Consider the following 19,928-nt stretch of genomic DNA (forward strand, 5'->3'; position numbering starts at 1 on the left):
AGAGGGATCACGCGTCCATCAGCGGGGACATTCCATGTCCGCCTGCGGGGAGCCGATCAGACCGCCTGCGGGGAGCTTTGCACTTCCGCCGTCACGGGGTCAACGAGACCAGCAGGGTCAGGCGGGATCAATCGCTCGCGGCCTGGAACATCCAATGATGCTTCTCAAGATCCGCCGTGATCCCGATGAACATGTCCTGGGACACCGGATCCGGCTTCTCCGTGGAGTTCACCCGCTCCCGCATCCGGGTGATCGCCGCACCGAGCGCGTCGGTCAGCACCCGCAGGGCGTCGCTGTCCTTGATCCAGCCGTTCGGCACCGCACCGATCCCGCTGTCGGCCGCGACCGTCCCGGCCCGCCCGTCGGGCGAGACACCGAGGGCGGAGGCCCGTTCGGCGACGGTGTCGGAGTGTGCCCGCGCCGAGGCGACCACATCGTCCAGCTGAAGGTGTACGGACCGGAAGCGGGGCCCGATGATGTTCCAGTGGACCTGTTTCGCCACGAGCGACAGATCCACGAGGTCCACCAGCGCGGACTGGAGCGCTTCGGCCACGACCTTGAGGTCCGCCTCGGGCAGCGGACTCTTGACGACGTACATCGCACCTCCGTGGAAGGCCCCGAGAACTGTCCCTCCACGATGACCTCAACCCCCAAGACCGGCAAACGGAGCAATACCCCACAACTCACCAAGCCGGAACCGTAACCCCGGCCCTGGTCCCGACCCCACCCCCATCCCCAGCCCCACCCCCAATCCCATCCCCATCCCAATCCCCATGCCAGGCCACTCCCCCACACGCAAAAACCCCGGCCCACCCCTCCAGAGAGTCACGCTCCCTGAAGAAGCCCGGACCGGGGCTTCACCTACTCACAAGCACGCCCGCCCCCGTCAGCACCAGCGACGGAGAACACGCACGCATCTCACGCGGCGACCACCTCGGTGGTGGGCGCCTTGATCGTCACCCGTTCCGGAGGCACACCGGCCACCGAGACGGAACCCAGCATCGGTCGGACCGGCGTGGGTACAGCTTCGCTGGGAGTGGCCGCAGCGGACTGGGCCAGCTCGGCGAGGGCGAGCTCATCGCTCACTTCGCGCATGAGCTCGGACATCCGTACGTCCAACGCGTCGCAGATCGCGGCGAGCAGCTCGGAGGAAGCCTCCTTCTGCCCCCGCTCCACCTCGGAGAGATAGCCGAGCGAGACTCGGGCGGAGGAGGAGACTTCGCGCAGAGTACGGCCCTGGCGCTGGCGCTGCCGACGCAGCACGTCACCCAGCAGGCGACGGAGCAGAATCATCGGTGGCTCCCTCCTCGGACCGCGTAACCGCATCCTTCACGCCCCACCGTACCGCCTAGCGCCGCGGCCGTGCGGGGAGCGATGTCGTGTTCACTCAGGGCTGCAAACATCAAAACCCCCCGTTCTGTTCCGTATCCTGTGCCCGCTCATTCCCGGTCTGTTCGCCCGCAAGCTGCTCCAGAAGCAGTGCGAGTACGCTCCGTGCACTCTCCATACGGATTTCCTCGCGTCCGCCGTTCAACCGCAGGGCCAGCACTTTTCCGCCACCGGCAGAATCGGAATCCGCTCCATCCGCCCCGTCGACGGCCACGAAAACCGTCCCGACGGGCTGTCCGTCCTGCGGGTCGGGACCCGCCACGCCCGTGGTGGCGACGCCCCAATCGGCGCCGAGCACCGACCGCACTCCGACGGCCATTTCCGCCGCGACCTGCGGGTCCACCGCTCCGCGCGACTCCAGCAGGCCGGCGTCGACCCCCAGCACACGGTGCTTCAGATCGGTCGCGTAGGCCGTGACCGACCCCCGGAACACCTTGGACGCCCCGGGGACCGATGTCAGCTCCGCCGCGACCAGTCCGCCGGTCAGCGACTCGGCGACAGCGACCGTCTCGCCCCTCACTGTCAGTAGTCGCACCACGTCGGCGGCCGTGGAATTCACGCGTCCGTCTCCTCCGCCGCCGCCCTGCGCTCGGCGATTCCCTGTCTGCGCAGCACAATGGCTTGTCGTACATAGTCGAGGCCGGTGACCACGGTCAGAACGACCGCCGCCGCCATCACCCACCACCGCAGGGTGGCCAGCCAGCCCGTCAATGCCAGGACGTACATCCCGACCGCCACGCCTTGCGTGAGGGTCTTGACCTTGCCGCCGCGGCTCGCCGGGATGACGCCGTACCGAATGACTAGAAAACGCAGCAGCGTGATGCCGAGTTCCCGGCCGAGGATGACGGCGGTCACCCACCACGGCAGATCGCCCAGCGACGACAGACAGATCAGCGCCGCCCCCATGATCGCCTTGTCGGCGATGGGATCGGCGATCTTCCCGAAATCGGTGACGAGGTTGTACGTACGGGCGAGATGGCCGTCGAACAGGTCGGTGATCATGGCGATGGCGAAGGCCGCCCAGGCCAGTGACCGCCAGGCCGGGTCATAGCCACCGTCGGCGAGCATCAGCGCGACGAACGCGGGCACCAGCACCAGCCGGAGCATGGTCAGCAGGTTGGCGATGTTCCAGACACTCGCCTGATTGACCGCCGCGGCGGCCAGCTTGCCGCCCCGCAGGGCCCGCCCGTCCGACTCCCCACCGTCGTCACCGAGACCACCGCCGTCCCCCGCCGTCACGCCCCGCGACTCCGCACCCACCGCACCCACCGCACGTTCGGCCTCCGCCCCGGAAACCCCACGCCCCGGACCACCCGAACCGACGGAACCACCGGAACCGCCCCCTCCGGAAGCCCCACCCCCACCGGCACCACCACTCCCACCAACCTCATCACCAGCCCCCCCGACACGACCACCGCCACCCCCCACCGCACCGCCCCCCTCCGCGGCACCCCCCGCCCCGCTCACCCCATGCGCTCCATGCGCTCCATGCACTCCCTGCACGCCACGCGCCCCACGCTCCCCCTGCACCCCGTTCACCCCGGCGGAGCCCCCCGCGGCCGACGCCGGGACTCCCGTCATCTGCCCGCCTCCTCACGGCCCGCGTCCGAGCCCCACGGCCCGGCCGCCGACCCCACGACCGTCAGCGGCTCGGCCACCAGGTCGACACCCTCCGTACCGACCACCTTCGCCTCGACCATACGACCGACCGTCAGGCCCTCGCCGCTCGTGAGCAGCACGTGGCCGTCCGTCTCGGGCGCCTGGTGCTCCCCGCGCCCGTACACCCCTTCCTCGGGGTCGACGGACTCGACCAGCACCCGCAGGGTCTCCCCGAGGCGCTCCTCGGCCCGCTGCGAGACAAGCTCCTCGGCCAGCCGGGAGATACGGGCGAGCCGCTCGGCGACGACATCCGCATCCAGCTTGTTCTCGTAGGTCGCCGCCTCCGTGCCCTCCTCGTCCGAGTAGCCGAAGACGCCGATGGCGTCGAGCCGGGCGTGGTTGAGGAACCGCTCCAGCTCGGCGAGGTCGGCCTCGCTCTCGCCGGGGAAGCCGACGATGAAGTTGGAGCGCACCCCGGCCTGGGGCGCCTTGCCGCGGATGGTGTCGAGCAGTTCCAGGAACCGGTCGGTGTCCCCGAAGCGCCGCATCGCGCGCAGCACATCGGGCGCGGAGTGCTGGAAGGAGAGATCGAAGTACGGGGCGACCTTGGGCGTGGAGGTCAGTACGTCGATCAGGCCGGGCCGCATCTCGGCCGGCTGGAGGTAGCTGACCCGCACCCGCTCGATGCCGTCGACCCCGGCCAGCTCGGGCAGCAGGGACTCCAGGAGCCGGATGTCCCCGAGATCCTTGCCGTACGACGTGTTGTTCTCGGAGACCAGCATGATCTCCTTGACGCCCTGCTCGGCCAGCCAGCGCGTCTCGTTCAGCACATCGCTGGGGCGGCGGGAGATGAAGGAGCCGCGGAACGACGGGATGGCGCAGAAGGTGCAGCGGCGGTCACAGCCGGAGGCCAGCTTGACCGAGGCGACCGGTGAGCCGTCGAGTCTGCGGCGCAGGGGCGCGCGAGGGCCGGACGCGGGCGCGAGGCCGTCGGGCAGATCGGCCGGGCTCGCGCCGGCCAGGGCCCCGTCAGACAGATCACCCCGGCCCTGACCTGCCAGAGCACCCCCGGCAGACCGGCTGCCGGACAGAGCACCTCCGGCAGACCCACGGCCGGGCACAGCCCCCCCGGCAGCAGCCCCATGACCGGGCAGGGCCACGTCCGCCGCGGACTCCTGCCGCTCGGCGGGGCTGATCGGCAGCAGCTTGCGCCGGTCGCGCGGGGTGTGGGAGGCGTGGACCCCGCCGGAGAGGATGGTCTGCAACCGGTCGGAGATGTCCGCGTAGTCATCGAACCCGAGCACACCGTCGGCCTCGGGGAGAGCCTCGGCGAGGTCCTTGCCGTACCGCTCAGCCATACAGCCCACGGCGACCACGGCCTGGGTCCGGCCGTGTCCCTTGAGGTCGTTGGCCTCCAGCAGGGCGTCGACGGAGTCCTTCTTGGCGGCGTCGACGAATCCGCAGGTGTTCACGACGGCGACATCGGCGTCCTCGGCGTCCGCGACGAGCTGCCAGCCGTCCGCCTCCAGACGGCCCGCGAGCTCCTCGGAGTCCACCTCGTTTCGGGCGCAGCCAAGCGTGACGAGTGCGACGGTACGGCGTTCAGGCATGGGCTCAAGACTACTTCGTCCCACTGACACCCCACGCCGACGGGGCCAGCGTGATCCTGCCCGGCCCCGACCCCGCACCGCTCCGGCACGCCCCCGCACCACCCTCGCCGGGCCGTCGCACAGGAGCCGCAGGGACGTCTCACGGAAGCCGCACAGCGAACACCGAAACGGCCCCCAGGGAATCGCCCCCGCACAGCGCAGGCGCGCGCCTCACCCCGCCTGCGGATCCCCCTTCGTGTACGTCAGCCGCTCCACAGCCCCCGGCTGCCAGTCCTCGTCGATCTTCTTGCCGTTCACATACAGCTGGATCGCCCCGGCGTCACCGAGCACCAGGTTGATCTTGGAGCTGTCCTGGAAGGTCTTGGAGTCGCCCTGCTTGAGCAGGCCGTCGAAGAGCAGGCGTCCGCTGTGGTCCTTGGCGGAGATCCAACTGCGCCCGTCCGTGGCGCTGACCTGGACGGTCACCTTGTCCTGCGGCGCCGCCGCGATGGCGCTCTCGGTCGGGTCGGGGGCGGGGTCGGCGGGCTTGCTGGTCTTGGCGGACGGCGAGGCAGACGCCCCGGTCGACGGTGTGGCACCCCCGGCGACCTGGTCCTTGGCGCCGCCGTCGGCCTCGCCCTTGAACACCGTGAACCCGACGAAGCCGATCACGGCGACGATCGCGGCGACCATGGCGGCCGTCCAGTTCGGCCCCCGGCGCTCGGGGCGGATCCTCTCGGCCTCGAACATCGGGGCCGCCGGCGTCGGGGCGGGCCGTCCGCCGTGATCGGCGTCGTACCGGGCGAGCAGCGGGTCCGGATCGAGGCGCACGGCCTTGGCCAGGGTCCTGATGTGACCGCGGGCGTAGACGTCACCGCCGCAGGGCGCGAAGTTGTCGGCCTCGATCGCGTGCACGATGGCGATCCGGACCCGGGTGGCGGTACTGACCTCGTCGACGGTCAGCCCGGCCTCGATCCGCGCCTGCCGGAGCGCACGACCGATGGAGAGGTGGGCTTCCTCGGATACGTCGGATACGTCGTCGAAGGGACGCTCGTCTTCAGGGAAGTTGCCGATGGACACGGGGGCGCCTTTCGAGCGTGTAGCCACCTGTGCTGGAAGTTCAGTCTGAGGGGGTACGAAAGGGTGGGGCAACCGGGCGACAGCACTTTGTACGCCATCGGTATGGCCCGTCATGCCGATGGTGGGACAGCGGTTCTCCGCTTCCCTCAACTTGACGTACGCCGAAGGGAAACGGTTGCTCAATGATCCCTTACGGGTGAGTCATGAGGACGCCTGACGGAGCACGACCAGGATCACGATTTGGGCGAGACTCCGCATCGGCTTCACGCCCGCGCCGCGAACCGGACCCGTACGACCACCCGTATGCCCCGGCCGGGCCACCCATCGGACGGCACACGAGCCACCCCACGGCCCACCCCTGGGCCCACCCCTCACGCGACACACCGGACGATGACGGTACGGAGTCCCTCATTCCCCACGGCTACCCCGGGGACCCCTCGCTATCCCGCCGAATCCCGATGCCCCACCGAAGCCCGATCCCTTGCCGGCCCCTCATCGTCCCGCCGTCCCCGCTACCCCGCCGACTCCCCCCGGATCACCGCAAGCACCCCGTCCAGCTCATCCGGCTTCACCAGCACATCGCGCGCCTTGGAGCCCTCGCTCGGCCCGACGATGTTCCGTGACTCCATCAGGTCCATCAGCCGCCCGGCCTTGGCGAAGCCCACCCGCAGCTTGCGCTGGAGCATGGAGGTCGACCCGAACTGCGTGGACACCACCAGTTCGGTCGCCTGGCAGAGCAGATCGAGATCGTCGCCGATGTCCTCGTCGATCTCCTTCTTCTGCTTGCCGCCCACGGTGACGTCGTCCCGGAAGACCGGCGCCATCTGGTCCTTGCAGTGCTGGACGACGGCCGCGACCTCGTCCTCGGTGACAAAGGCGCCCTGCATACGGGTCGGCTTGTTGGCGCCCATGGGCAGGAACAGCCCGTCGCCCTTGCCGATCAGCTTCTCGGCGCCGGGCTGGTCGAGGATGACCCGCGAGTCGGCGAGCGAGGAGGTGGCGAAGGCGAGCCGGGAGGGCACGTTCGCCTTGATCAGCCCGGTGACGACATCGACGGACGGCCGCTGGGTGGCCAACACCAGATGGATACCGGCGGCCCGCGCGAGCTGGGTGATCCGCACGATCGCGTCCTCGACGTCCCGTGGCGCCACCATCATCAGATCGGCCAGCTCGTCCACGATCACCAGCAGATACGGATACGGCTGGAGATCCCGCTCGCTGCCCTCGGGCAGCTTCACCTTGCCGTTGCGAACGGCTTCGTTGAAGTCGTCGATGTGCCGGTACCCGTACGCCGCCAGATCGTCGTAGCGCAGATCCATCTCCCGGACGACCCACTGGAGGGCCTCCGCGGCGCGCTTCGGGTTGGTGATGATCGGCGTGATCAGGTGCGGGATGCCCTCGTAGGCGGTCAGCTCGACCCGCTTGGGGTCGACCAGGACCATCCGGACGTCCTCGGGGGTGGCCCGCATCATGATCGAGGTGATCAGACAGTTGATGCAGGACGACTTGCCGGAGCCGGTGGCGCCGGCGACCAGCAGATGGGGCATCTTCGCCAGCGAGTGCATGACATAGCCGCCCTCGACGTCCTTGCCGAAGGCGACCAGCATCGGATCGTCGTCCTCCGCCGACTCCGCGAGCCGCAGCACATCGCCGAGGTTGACCATCTCCCGGTCGGTGTTCGGGATCTCGATGCCGACCGCCGACTTCCCGGGGATCGGGCTGATGATCCGCACATCCGGGCTGGCCACGGCATAGGCGATGTTCTTGGTCAGCGCGGTGATCCGCTCGACCTTGACCGCGGGGCCCAGCTCCACCTCGTAGCGGGTGACCGTGGGCCCCCGGGTGAAGCCGGTGACGGCGGCGTCGACCTTGAACTCGGTGAAGACGGTGGTCAGCGAGGCGACGACCGCGTCATTGGCCGCGCTGCGCGCCTTGCCGGGTCCGCCGCGCTCCAGCAGGTCCAGCGGCGGCAGGGAGTAGGTGATGTCCCCGGACAGCTGGAGCTGCTCCGCGCGGGCCGGCAGATCCCGCAGTTCGTCCGGCGGCTCCTTGGTGAGGTCGGGGACCCCGCCCGTGAGCTTCTCCTGCCGGTGCCCGGCCTTCGGGGGCCGCGCCCCGGGGACCGGCGACGGCGACGGTACGGGGGTCGGGGTGGTGTCCTCCCGGTCGCCCACCCGCACGCCCTGGGTGAGGTCGGCGACGAGCGGCGAGGGTGGCATGCCGTGCAGCACGGCCCCGTCCAGATCGGCCGCGGCAGCCGCCGCGATGTCCACGGCGTCCAGCTGACGGTCCATCGCGGGCTGGGGCACCGCCGAGCGCCTGGGACGCCCACGGCGCCGCGAGAGGGCCTCCTCCTCGGCTTCCTCGGAGTCATACGGTCCGTCGGCCGCCCCACCGCGTTTGCGGCTTCGCGCGGGCAGCGACTCCCGCCACTGGTCGTCGTAGCGCTCGTCGTCGTCGCTGCGCCCGTCCTCCGTCTCGGGGTCCCGGGCGAGGCCGAGGCGGACGCCGAGCTGCCGCAGCCGCTGCGGGATCGCGTTCACCGGCGTGGCGGTGACCACCAGCAGCCCGAACACCGTGAGCAGCACCAGCAGCGGCACGGCCAGCACATCGGTCATCGTGTACGACAGCGGTGTCGCCGCGCCCCAGCCGATGAGCCCTCCGGCGTCCCTTATCGCCTGCATGCCGTCGGTGCGCGGGGGCGAGCCGCACGCGATGTGCACCTGGCCGAGCACGCCGATCACCAGCGCGGACAGCCCGATGACGATCCGTCCGTTGGCGTCGGGCTGCTCCGGGTGCCGGATGAAGCGGAACGCGACGACCGCGAGCAGGATCGGCACCAGCAGATCGAGCCGCCCGAAGGCGCCCGTCACCAGCATCTCGACGAGGTCGCCGACCGGGCCGCGCAGATTGGACCAGGTACCGGCGGCGACGATCAGGGCGAGCGCCAGCATGAGCAGCGCGACGCCGTCCTTGCGGTGGGCCGGGTCCAGATTCTTGGCGCCCTGCCCTATGCCGCGGAACACCGCGCCCACGGCGTGCGCCAGCCCGAGCCAGAGGGCGCGCACCAGCCGGTACACGCCGCCGGTGGGATTGGGCGCCGGTTTGGGCGGGGGCGCGGCCTTCTTGACGGCCCGCTTCGCGGGGGGCTTGCCGGCGGCTTTCTTGGCGGGCGCCTTCTTCGCCGGAGCCGGGGCCTTCTTGGCGGCGCCCTTCCTCGCCGGAGCCGCCGCCTTCTTGGCGGGCTGCTTCTTGGCTGCGGAGGGACGTGAGGCCATAGGTGCGAGAGTACCGCCGCGCCGGGGCGTCGACCGGCGTGGCGGTGCCTTCACCCATTCGTGTCGCCCTGGGGGCTCTGCAACTGACGGGATGTGAGGGGCTCACGCGGGCGAGGGCCATGGCCGGAACTTACGGGGGAGGAACGGGGGACACGGGGGGGGCGCACACATCACGCGCGCCCCCAAGGAGGAACCCGGTGGAACCGAACTCCACGAACCCGTCAGTGCGGCGAAGAAACCGCCGCCGGCCCACCCGCCCCCGGCTCCAGCGCATCCAACGCCCGCCGCAGTCCGGTCAGCTTGCGCTCCAGGTGCGCCGCCGTGGCCACCGCAGCCGCGTCCGCGGACTCGTCGTCGAGCTGCTTGGACAGCGCCTCGGCCTGCTCCTCGACGGCGGCGAGGCGCGCGGACAGCTCGGCGAGCAGCCCGACCGGTTCCTTCCCGGCCCCGGCACCGCTCTTGCCGCCGCCGCCCTCCAACTGGAGCCGCAGCAGCGCCGCCTGCTCTCTCAGCTGGCAGTTCTTCATATACAGCTCGACGAACACCGAGACCTTCGCCCGCAGCACCCATGGGTCGAACGGCTTGGAGATGTAGTCGACCGCACCGGCCGCGTAGCCGCGGAAGGTGTGGTGCGGTCCGTGATTGATCGCGGTGAGGAAGATGATCGGGATGTCCCGGGTCCGCTCGCGCCGCTTGATGTGCGCGGCGGTCTCGAAACCGTCCATCCCCGGCATCTGGACGTCCAGCAGAATGACCGCGAAATCGTCCGTGAGCAGCGCTTTGAGCGCTTCCTCCCCGGACGATGCCCGGACCAGCGTCTGATCGAGCGCCGAGAGGATCGCCTCCAGCGCCAGCAGATTCTCCGGCCGGTCATCGACCAGGAGGATCTTGGCCTTCTGCACCATGGCCCGCCCTCCTCGCCCCGGCATGGGGCCTCCCCTGTCCGAAGGACTTGGGGAAGCACCGTCGCGGGCCACCCCAGGGGACGACTCCGTCTCGCCGCCCGTCCTCGTGCCGGTCATCGTAGCCGCACCCCGCCCGTCGCCACACCCTGTCACCGTGATGTCACTGTGCACATAGCAGAAACGCTACGGGAGACCAGAAGGTTCCCCGAATCGCGTACGTCCACACGGCGCCGAGCACACCGTGTCAGCAACTCCGTGTGAACACTCGCCGCGCCCGCGTCCCGGGCCCACCCGCGCGGGCCTGCGCTCCACGACCCGCGCGATGCCGGAGCACCCGCGCGATCAGGTGCCCGGCCGTCCCACCGAGGTCACTCCACCCGCATCCACTGCCGCATCACCGCCAGCAGATGATCCGGGTCGACGGGCTTGGTCACATAGTCCGACGCGCCGGACTCGATCGCCTTCTCCCGGTCGCCCTTCATCGCCTTCGCGGTCAGCGCGATGATCGGCAGCCCGGCGAACTGCGGCATCCGCCGGATCGCGGAGGTCGTCGCGTACCCGTCCATCTCCGGCATCATGATGTCCATCAGCACGACCGCGACATCGTCGTGCTGCTCCAGCACCTCGATGCCCTCCCGCCCGTTCTCGGCGTACAGCACCGACAGTCCGTGCTGCTCCAGGACGCTGGTCAGGGCGAAGACATTGCGGATGTCGTCGTCCACGATCAGCACCTTCTCGCCGCCGAACCGCAGTCCCGCGACCAGTTCGTGGTCCAGCTCGGACCGCTCCGGCGCCCAGCTCTGCGGCTGCTGCACCGAGGGCCGCGAGAACGCCTCCGAGCCCCGGCGCCGCCGCCGGAACAGCGCCGCCGCCCCGCTCTGCGTCTCGTGGTACGACTTCACCTCCGCCGGCATCTCGATCTGGGGCACCGCCGGACGCGCCTCGATCGCCATCGGCTCGGGCCCCTGAGGCGCCGTCTGGAAGCCCGGCACGGGCAGCTCGCCGGGGTGCAGCGGCAGATACAGCGTGAACGTCGAACCGCGGCCGGGCTCGCTCTGCGCATGGATCTCCCCGCCGAGCAGCTGGGCGATCTCCCGCGAGATGGACAGCCCGAGGCCCGTACCGCCGTACTTGCGGCTGGTCGTGCCGTCGGCCTGCTTGAACGCCTCGAAGATGACCCGCATCTTGCTGGCGGCGATCCCGATCCCGGTGTCCGTCACCGAGAACGCGATCAGCGCGGCCCCCGGGTCGGTCACCGAACCGGCCTCCAGAAGCTGCTCCCGGATGGACTGCGGTACATCCGCCCCGGCCGGCCGGATCACCAGCTCCACCGACCCGGAGTCGGTGAACTTCACCGCGTTGGACAGCAGATTGCGCAGCACCTGGAGCAGCCGCTGCTCGTCGGTGTGCAGGGTGGCCGGCAGCTCCGGGGAGACCCGCACCGACAGATCCAGGCCCTTCTCCGCGGTCAGCGGCCGGAAGGTGGCCTCCACATAGTCCACGAGCTGGACGAGCGCGATCCGGGTCGGCGAGACATCCATCTTGCCCGCCTCGACCTTGGACAGATCCAGGATGTCGTTGATCAGCTGGAGCAGATCGGAACCGGCGCCATGGATCGTCTCGGCGAACTCGACCTGCTTGGGGGTCAGATTCCCGTCGGCGTTGTCGGCGAGCAGCTTGGCCAGGATCAGCAGCGAGTTCAGCGGCGTACGCAGCTCATGGGACATGTTGGCGAGGAACTCGCTCTTGTAGCGCATCGAGACGGCGAGTTGCTCGGCGCGCTCCTCCAGGACCTGGCGGGCCTCCTCGATCTCGGTGTTCTTCACCTCGATGTCCCGGTTCTGCCGGGCGAGCAGTTCGGCCTTCTCCTCCAGCTCGGCGTTGGACACCTGGAGGGCCTTCTGCCGGTTCTCCAGCTCCTCCGACCGGTCCCGCAACTGCTCGGTCAGCTCCTGGGACTGCTTCAGCAGCACCTCGGTCTTGGTGTTCACGGAGATGGTGTTGACGCTGGTCGCGATCATCTCCGCGATCTGGTTGAGGAAGTCCTTCTGGATGTGCGTGAACGGCGTGAAGGAGGCCAGCTCGATCACCCCGAGCACCTTCCCCTCGAACAGCACCGGCAACACGATCACCTGCGCGGGCGGCGCCTCACCGAGCCCGGAGGAGATCTTCAGATAGCCGCTGGGCGCGTTCTCCACCAGGATCGTGCGCTTCTCGTTGGCGGCCGTCCCCACCAGCGCCTCCCCCGGCCGGAACGAGGTCGGCATGGACCCCATGGAGTAGCCGTACGAGCCCAGCATCCGCAGTTCGTAGTCGTCGTCCGACCCGGACGCCACGTCCTTGCCGTCCAGCAGCGGCATGGCGAGGAAGAACGCCCCGTGGTGGGCGGCGACCACCGGGGTCAGCTCGCTCATGATCAGTGAGGCCACGTCCTCCAGGTCCCGGCGGCCCTGCATCAGGGCGGAGATCCGGGCCAGGTTGCCCTTCAGCCAGTCCTGCTCCTTGTTGGCGATGGTGGTGTCGCGCAGGTTGGCGATCATCTTGTTGATGTAGTCCTGGAGCTCCTGGATCTCGCCGGAGGCGTCCACGTCGATCTTCAGATTGAGATCGCCCCGGGTCACCGCGGTCGCCACCCGCGCGATGGCCCGCACCTGCCGGGTGAGGTTCTCCGCCATCTCGTTCACGGACTCGGTGAGGTCCCGCCAGGTGCCGTCGACGTCCCTGACCCGCGCCTGACCGCCGAGCTGTCCCTCGGTGCCCACCTCGCGGGCCACGCGGGTGACCTCCTCCGCGAACGACGAGAGCTGGTCGACCATGGTGTTGATGGTCGTCTTGAGTTCCAGGATCTCGCCGCGGGCGTCGATGTCGATCTTCTTGGTGAGATCGCCCTTGGCGATGGCGGTCGTCACCATGGCGATGTTGCGGACCTGACCGGTCAGGTTGGACGCCATCTGGTTCACCGACTCGGTGAGGTCCTTCCAGGTGCCCGCCACGCCCGGCACGTTCGCCTGGCCGCCCAGGATGCCGTCCGTGCCCACTTCCCGGGCCACCTTGGTGACCTGCTCGGCGAACGAACTCAGCGTCTTGACCATGGTGTTGAAGGTGTCGGCGAGCTGGGCGACCTCGCCCCGCGCCTCGATCGTCACCGTCCGGGTCAGATCGCCGTTGGCGACCGCCGCGGCGACCTGCGAGATGTTGCGCACCTGCATGGTCAGGTTCTTGGCCATCAGATTGACGTTGTCGCTGAGGTCCTTCCAGATGCCGACGACACCGGGGACATGCGCCTGGCCGCCGAGGATGCCCTCGGTGCCGACCTCGCGGGCCACCTTGGTCACCTGCTCCGCGAAGGACGACAGCTGATCGACCATCGTGTTCACCGTCGTGACGAGTTCGAGGATCTCGCCCTTGGCGTCGACGGTGATCTTCTTGGAGAGGTCGCCCTTGGCGACCGCAGTGGTGACATCGGCGATGGACCGCACCTGCACGGTGAGGTTGTTCGCCATGAAGTTCACCGACTGGGTGAGATCCTTCCAGGTCCCGGAGACGCCCTGCACCTCCGCCTGACCGCCCAGCTTCCCCTCGGTGCCGACCTCCCGGGCGACCCGGGTGACCTCCTCGGCGAACGAGGAGAGCTGGTCCACCATCGTGTTGAGGGTGTTCTTCAGCTCCAGGATCTCGCCCCGCGCGTCGACCGTGATCTTCTGCGAGAGATCACCGCGGGCGACCGCCGTGGCGACCTGGGCGATCTGCCGCACCTGGGCGGTGAGGTTGCCCGCCATGCCGTTCACGGAGTCCGTGAGGTCCCGCCACACCCCCGCGACACCGGGCACCTGCGCCTGCCCGCCGAGACGGCCCTCCGTACCCACGTCGCGCGCCACCCGCGTCACCTGGTCGGCGAAGCCGGAGAGCTGGTCGACCATCGTATTGACGGTGTTCTTCAGCTCCAGGATCTCCCCGCGCGCGTCCACGGTGATCTTCTGCGACAGATCACCCCGCGCCACCGCGGTGGTGACCTGCGCGATCTGCCGCACCTGGGCGGTCAGATTGCCGGTGATGGAGTTCACCGAGTCGGTGAGTTCCTTCCAGGTCCCGGAGACCCCCGGCACCTGCGCCTGCCCGCCGAGACGGCCCTCGGTGCCGACCTCCCGGGCCATCCGCACGACCTGCTCGGCGAACGACGACAGCTGATCCACCATGGTGTTCACGGTGTTCTTCAGCTGGAGCATCTCGCCGGAGACATCGACGGTGACCTTCTGCGACAGATCACCGTTGGCGACCGCCGTGGTCACCTGGGCGATATTGCGGACCTGCCCGGTCAGATTACGGAAGGCGGTGTTGACCGAGTCCGTGAGGTCCTTCCAGGTCCCGGCCGCGCCCATCACCTGCGCCTGCCCGCCCAGCTCGCCCTCGACACCGATCTCCCGGGCGACCCGGGTGACCTCGGAGGAGAACGCGGAGAGCTGGTCCACCATCGTGTTCACGGTGTTCTTCAGCTCAAGCATCTCGCCGGCCACGTTCACCGTGACCTTCTGCGACAGATCACCGCTGGCCACGGCGGTCGTGACGGCCGCGATGTCCCGGACCTGGGTGGTCAGGTTCCGGAAGACCGTGTTGACCGAGTCGGTCAGGTCCTTCCAGGTACCGGCCGCGCCCGGCACGTTGGCCTGCCCGCCGAGCCGCCCCTCGCCGCCGGTCTCGTTGGCGACCCGGGTGACCTCGTCGGCGAAGATCCGCAGGGTCTCGGTCATCTGGTTGATCGTCTCTGCAAGCTGCGCGACCTCGCCGCGCGCCTGCACGGTCACCTTCTGCGACAGATCGCCGTTCGCGACCGCCGTGGTGACCTGTGAGATTCCCCGCACCTGGGCGGTCAGATTGCCCGCCATGGTGTTCACCGAGTCGGTGAGTTCCTTCCACACCCCCGCCACGCCGGACACCTGGGCCTGGCCGCCCAGCTCGCCCTCGGTGCCGACCTCGCGCGCCACCCGGGTCACCTCGGAGGAGAACGCCGAGAGCTGGTCGACCATCGTATTGACGGTGACCTTCAGCTCCAGCATCTCGCCGGCCACATCGACCGTGACCTTGCGCGACAGATCGCCCTTGGCGACCGCCGTGGTCACCAGCGCGATGTCCCGCACCTGCGCGGTCAGCCGGTTCGCCATGGTGTTGACGGACTCCGTGAGGTCCTTCCACGAACCCGACATCCCGCGCACCCGCGCCTGACCGCCGAGCTTGCCCTGGGTACCGACCTCACTGGCGACCCGGGTGACCTCGTCCGTGAACGTCGACAACTGATCGACCAGGTTGTTGACCGTCCGCCCGACCTTCAGGAACTCACCCCGCAGCGGATTCCCCGGCCCCTCCGGCGTCTGCTGCCGCAGCTCCATGCGCGGCGACAGATCCCCCTCGGCCACCGCCGACAGCACCCGGCTGACCTCGGACACCGGCCGTACGAGATCGTCGACCAGGGCGTTCGAGGCGTCGACCGCGGCGCCCCAGGAGCCCTCCAGGGCCCCCGCCTCCAGCCGCTCGGTCAGCTTGCCGTCCCGCCCGACCACCCGCCGCACCCGCGACAGCTCACCGGTGAGATGGAGATTGCGCTCCGCGACCTCGTTGTAGACGGCGGCGATCTCCGCCATCACCCCGTCGCCGGACACCGTGAGCCGCTTGCGGAAGTTCCCGTCCCGCATGGCCACCAGCGCGGTCAGCAGCCGGTCCAGGGCGGCCGTGTCCACCGTGGTGGTGCCGCCGCGTGGTGTACGCCGCTTCTCCAGGGAATGTCCGCCCTTCGCGCGCGTCCTCGTGCCCCGCGTCGCTGCGCCAGACTCCACTGTGTCCCTCCCGCAGGGGTCGACCATTGCTGCCGTGCTCAGGTGGTTCCGTACTCAGGTGGTTCCGTGTTCTCAGGTGGTTCCGTTCCCGCACTCCGGTGTACCGGGCCGCCGTCCCCCGGCGCCACCCCGCTCCGGGCGGCGTGGGGACCGCACAGGGGGGCTGCTGCCCACCTCGCGCGCGTCCCACTCGGCCCGCCCGGACCTTCATCGGAAGCCTGCCCAGTGTTTCACCCCGGCTGAACCAGGCCATAACAGTTCGGCAGCTTCGCACACCGTCCGCACACCCTCCGGACGGAAACACCGGCGACCGGCATCCGCATGGACGGGGAAGGTAAGTAACCTTGCATGCGGCTGTCCAGCCACGCCGGTCCGTCCGGCCTGGGCGGTGGTACGAGAACGAGCGGGCATCGGAGGGGCGGCCGTCACCATGACCACCGGACTGATCCCCGGGGGACACTCCCCGGACCCCCGGCCGACGGGTGGTCTGCCGTCGCAGTCGCGGCGGGAGCCGGCCGGCCAGCAAGCCCTGCACATGGACGACCGGTCGAGGAGTTCCGTGATCACCGCGCGTGCGGCCGCCAGCTTCGAGCCCCTCGGGCGTTCGGTCGCCTCCGCCCGCTCCTTCGTCCGCGACACCCTCCAGGGCTGGGGCTTCGCCGACATCGTCGACGACGCCGTGGTCCTCACCAGCGAGCTGGTCACCAACGCCGTGGTCCACGCGGGCACCGCCGCCGACGTCCTGTGCCTGCGCAGCGAGGACGGCGTCCGGATCGAGGTCGCCGACCGCTATCCGGAGCGCGAGATCCCGCTCCAGGGCTCCGCCGCCGCCATGGGCAACCTCGACCGCGAGGGCGGTCGCGGCCTCCAGCTCTGCGCCGCCCTGGCCGGCCGCTGGGGCGTCGACTACACCCCCACCCACAAGCAGGTCTGGTTCCAGATCGACCTCCCCGAGCGGGCCGTCGGCACCCGCGCCGCCGGCCCCTGCCTCCCCGCCGACCTGCTCCCGCTGGCCGACGGCCGGGTCCGTGTCGCCGTCATCCAGATCGACCGCACCGGCTCGGTCTCCGCCTGGAACGAGGACGCCGAGGAGCTCTTCGGCTACCCCTCCGAACAGGTGACCGGAAAGCCTCTTACCGATTTCGCCGCCTGGCCCCACACCCCCGGCACCAGCACCGGCATCGCCGAAGCCCTCCGGCTCTCCCGCTGGGAAGGCAGCTACGGCATCCGCGACGCCGCCGGCCGCGTCGTCCCGGTCTACGCCTCCCACCTCCGCGTCCGCGACACCGACGGCGACCCCTCCACCGTCTGTCTCCTGGTCCGCGACGACGAGCGCGCGGTCCTCCAGACCCCGGTGCGCGTCTCCTCCTCCGACACCGCCAAGAACGCCGAGGGCCAGAGCAGCGACCCCTTCGAGGTCTTCATCGGCTCCCCCGCCCCCGACGACCTCGACGGCCTCCTCCAGCGCACGGTCGAACGCGCCCGCGACATGCTCGACGCCGACTCCGCCTTCCTCCTCCTCGCCACCGACGACGAGACGGAACTGGAGGTCCGCGCCTCCACCGGCCTGCCCTCCGCCCGCCAGCGCTTCGCCCGCGTCCCCGTCGAGGCCGGCCCCGGCCGCTACGGCTCCGCCCGGATGCCCGCCGTCCACGACGACCTCTCCTCCGTCCCCGGCGCCGTCCCGCTCCTCAACGGCACCGGGATGCGCTCGGTCGTCACCGTCCCGCTCAAGGTCGAGGGCCGACTCACCGGCTCCCTCGGCGTCGCCGCCGAAGCCCCGGGCCGCTACTCCAACGAGGAGGCCCTGCGCCTCCAGTTCGCCGCCGACCGCATCGCCCTGGCCGTCGAATCCGCCCGCCTCGGCGAGCTGGAACGGCTGCGAAGAGGCTCCCTCAGCTTCCTCGTCGAGGCCTCCGACCTCCTCGCCGGAACCCTGGACCGCGACCAGACCCTCGCCCTCATGGCCCAGATGACCGTCCCCACCCTCGCCACCTGGTGCGCCGTCTACACCATCGCCGACCAGGCATCCGAGCCCTACCTCTCCTACGTCCTGCACGAGGACGAGGAACTCATCGACGGCATCAAATCGTTGCTCTCCAAGATCCCCCCGCCCGAGCCGGTCCCCACCCCCGGCGCCCATGTCTGGACGGCCCCCGCCGAAGCCGCCCACCAGGCCGCCCTGCGCACCTCCATGCGCAGCCTCGGCCTGAGCGAACCCGCCTCCATCAGCGCCGGCATCAGCACCACCCTCGCCACCGCCTCCGCGGTCGGCGGCGAAACGGTCGTCCTCCCCCTGGTCGCCCGCAACCGCGTCATCGGCATGCTCACCCTCGGCAAGCCCACCGACGAACACTTCCGCCAGGAGATCCTGGAACTCGGCGAGGACCTCTCCCGCCGCGCCGCCCTGGCCCTGGACAACGCCCGCCTCTACTCCGAGCGCACGGCCATCAGCCAGTCCCTCCAGCGCAGCCTCCTGCCCCCCGGCCTCCCCCAGATCGACGGCGTGGAGGTCGACGTCATCTACCGCGCGGCCGGCGAGGGCAACGAAGTGGGCGGCGACTTCTACGACGTCTTCCCCATCGGCGAGAACACCTACGGCTTCGCCATCGGAGACGTCTGCGGTACGGGCCCCAACGCGGCGGCCGTCACCGGCCTCGCCCGGCACGCCCTGCGCCTCCTCGCCCGCGAGGGCCTCAGCGGCCCCGCCGTCCTCCAGCGCCTCAACTCCGCCATCCTGGACGAGGGCGCCCGCAGCCGCTTCCTGACCCTCCTCTACGGCGAGCTGCGCCCCCGCGAGGACGGCAGCGCGGAGCTGAAGATCGTCTGCGCCGGCCACCCGCTCCCCCTCCGCCTGCGCCAGAACGGCACGGTCGAACCGGCCGCCGAACCCCAGCCCCTCCTCGGCGTCCTGGAGGACCTGGAACTCTACGAGCAGACGATCACCCTCGACCCCGGCGATGTCCTCCTCTGCGTCACGGACGGCGTCACCGAACGCCGCGAGGGCACCCGCATGCTGGGCGACGACGGTCTCACCGAGGTCCTCACCACCTGCACGGGCCTCACGGCCGGCGCGGTGGCCGCCCGGGTCATGCGCGCGGTGGAACGCTTCGCCTCGGACGCCCCTTCGGACGACATGGCCATCCTGGCGATGCGCGTCCCCGGCCTGCCCAACTGACCACACCCACAACGAAAGAAGCCTCCGCCCAACCGGGCGGAGGCTTCTTTCTCTCTGTACTTCTCGGAGCCCCCAAACGGAATCGAACCGTTGACCTTCTCCTTACCATGGAGACGCTCTACCGACTGAGCTATAGGGGCCTGTTGCCTTGTCGAGGTTTCTCTGCTTCCCTCGCAGCAACGGAATAGATCATACCCTGAACGGACCTGTGCTCCCAACCACGATCAGAAAGCGGGCTGAAGCAGTCCGCCGAGCGTATTGCAGGCCGCGACCACCCGCTGCATATCCCGCTTGGTCAATCCGGCATCCACCGGCAGCGCCAGCGTCTCATCCGCGGCCCGCTCGGTCTCCGGCAGCGACACACACCGCCGGAATTCCGGCATCCGGTGCACCGGGGTCTTCACCGGCACCCGGCAGTCAACTCCCCTGGCCCGCAGAGCCCGCGCGAAAGCATCTCGGTCCGGCCGCCCATTCCCGAGCACCCGCACCACATACTGCTGATAGGTATGCCCCACCCCACCCTCGGGCGTGCACACCCCCCGCAGCTTCGCATCGAGATACCCCGCCCGCTGCCGCCGCTGAGCAACCTCGTCGTACGGCGCCCCGGACTCCCCCGCCTCCAGCACCAGCAGCCCACGCCGCTGCCCGACGGCATGCATCCCCCCGAGATCCGCCGGCCGCCCGAACCGATGCACCACAACCACCCCCGCGGTCCGAGGACTTACCGCCGCCTCGACCGCCACGGTATCCAGGCAGTACGTCAGCGGATCTATGTCGGCGAACACCGGCGCCGCCCCCACCAGGGCCACAGCCTCGGCGACCTCGACGTTCCCAAACGCAGGCACGATGACCTCATCACCGATGCCGACACCAGCGGCCCTGAGCAGTGCAGCAGTACCCATGCTTCGGATGCTGATTGCGTAACGTGAACTGCGAGTGACACACAACGAAAAAAGGCTGGACCCCGAACCGAAGTTCGGGATCCAGCCTCAAAATTTGTTCGGCGGCGTCCTACTCTCCCACCGGGTCCCCCCAGCAGTACCATCGGCGCTGTAAGGCTTAGCTTCCGGGTTCGGAATGTA

At 69.8% G+C, this 19,928-nt stretch carries 11 protein-coding genes, 1 tRNA gene and 1 rRNA gene; 1 reads left to right on the forward strand and 12 read right to left on the reverse strand.

Translation table 11 applies throughout. The features are described 5' to 3' along the window. Window positions 1-127: 127 nt before the first annotated feature. The 9 genes from ABZX40_RS40920 to ABZX40_RS40960 form a co-directional block, all read right to left on the reverse strand. Window positions 128-598 (reverse strand): DNA starvation/stationary phase protection protein, encoded by a 471-nt coding sequence (locus ABZX40_RS40920; RefSeq protein WP_355751000.1) that lies wholly within the window; start codon window positions 596-598, stop codon window positions 128-130. A gap of 320 nt (window positions 599-918) precedes the next feature. Next, the gene (locus ABZX40_RS40925) at window positions 919-1,293 is read right to left on the reverse strand and encodes a helix-turn-helix transcriptional regulator (RefSeq protein WP_355750997.1); all 375 of its coding nucleotides are present in this window, start codon (window positions 1,291-1,293) and stop codon (window positions 919-921) included. A gap of 109 nt (window positions 1,294-1,402) precedes the next feature. Then, complete coding sequence (locus tag ABZX40_RS40930; RefSeq protein WP_355750994.1) at window positions 1,403-1,948, reverse strand: CinA family protein; 546 nt, start codon at window positions 1,946-1,948, stop codon at window positions 1,403-1,405. After that, on the reverse strand, window positions 1,945-2,628 hold the full coding sequence (pgsA, locus tag ABZX40_RS40935; RefSeq protein ID WP_355750991.1) for a CDP-diacylglycerol--glycerol-3-phosphate 3-phosphatidyltransferase: 684 nt from the start codon (window positions 2,626-2,628) through the stop codon (window positions 1,945-1,947). The genes ABZX40_RS40930 and pgsA overlap by 4 nt, the downstream gene beginning before the upstream one ends. A gap of 338 nt (window positions 2,629-2,966) precedes the next feature. Then, the gene (gene rimO, locus ABZX40_RS40940; RefSeq protein ID WP_355750989.1) at window positions 2,967-4,598 is read right to left on the reverse strand and encodes a 30S ribosomal protein S12 methylthiotransferase RimO; all 1,632 of its coding nucleotides are present in this window, start codon (window positions 4,596-4,598) and stop codon (window positions 2,967-2,969) included. Window positions 4,599-4,808: 210 nt separating this feature from the next. Continuing rightward, entirely contained in the window at window positions 4,809-5,657 is an 849-nt protein-coding gene (locus tag ABZX40_RS40945; RefSeq protein ID WP_355750987.1) for a RodZ domain-containing protein, read from the reverse strand. 512 nt (window positions 5,658-6,169) lie between these two features. Continuing rightward, window positions 6,170-8,935, reverse strand: coding sequence for a DNA translocase FtsK (locus ABZX40_RS40950; RefSeq protein ID WP_355750985.1), 2,766 nt, complete (start codon window positions 8,933-8,935; stop codon window positions 6,170-6,172). A gap of 221 nt (window positions 8,936-9,156) precedes the next feature. After that, window positions 9,157-9,840 (reverse strand): response regulator, encoded by a 684-nt coding sequence (locus ABZX40_RS40955; RefSeq protein WP_355750983.1) that lies wholly within the window; start codon window positions 9,838-9,840, stop codon window positions 9,157-9,159. Window positions 9,841-10,208: 368 nt separating this feature from the next. Next, window positions 10,209-15,668: a HAMP domain-containing protein gene (locus ABZX40_RS40960; RefSeq protein WP_355750980.1), complete on the reverse strand. Its 5,460-nt coding sequence runs from the start codon at window positions 15,666-15,668 to the stop codon at window positions 10,209-10,211. Window positions 15,669-16,098: 430 nt separating this feature from the next. On the opposite strand from ABZX40_RS40960, the gene ABZX40_RS40965 reads away from it, so the two are divergent. Continuing rightward, window positions 16,099-18,846, forward strand: coding sequence for a SpoIIE family protein phosphatase (locus tag ABZX40_RS40965; protein WP_355750977.1), 2,748 nt, complete (start codon window positions 16,099-16,101; stop codon window positions 18,844-18,846). Between the two features lie 67 nt (window positions 18,847-18,913). On the opposite strand, the gene ABZX40_RS40970 is transcribed toward ABZX40_RS40965, so the two are convergent. From ABZX40_RS40970 to rrf, 3 genes are all read right to left on the reverse strand, one after another. Next, window positions 18,914-18,986: transfer RNA gene (locus tag ABZX40_RS40970), tRNA-Thr, on the reverse strand. 84 nt (window positions 18,987-19,070) lie between these two features. After that, window positions 19,071-19,733 carry a DegT/DnrJ/EryC1/StrS family aminotransferase gene (locus ABZX40_RS40975; RefSeq protein WP_355751003.1) on the reverse strand — a complete coding sequence of 221 codons (663 nt, stop codon included), beginning with the start codon at window positions 19,731-19,733 and terminating at the stop codon, window positions 19,071-19,073. A gap of 111 nt (window positions 19,734-19,844) precedes the next feature. Beyond that, window positions 19,845-19,928, reverse strand: a 5S ribosomal RNA gene (gene rrf / locus ABZX40_RS40980); the annotation flags it as partial.

Source organism: Streptomyces sp. NPDC004610 (genome assembly GCF_040609715.1).
Lineage (GTDB): Bacteria > Actinomycetota > Actinomycetes > Streptomycetales > Streptomycetaceae > Streptomyces.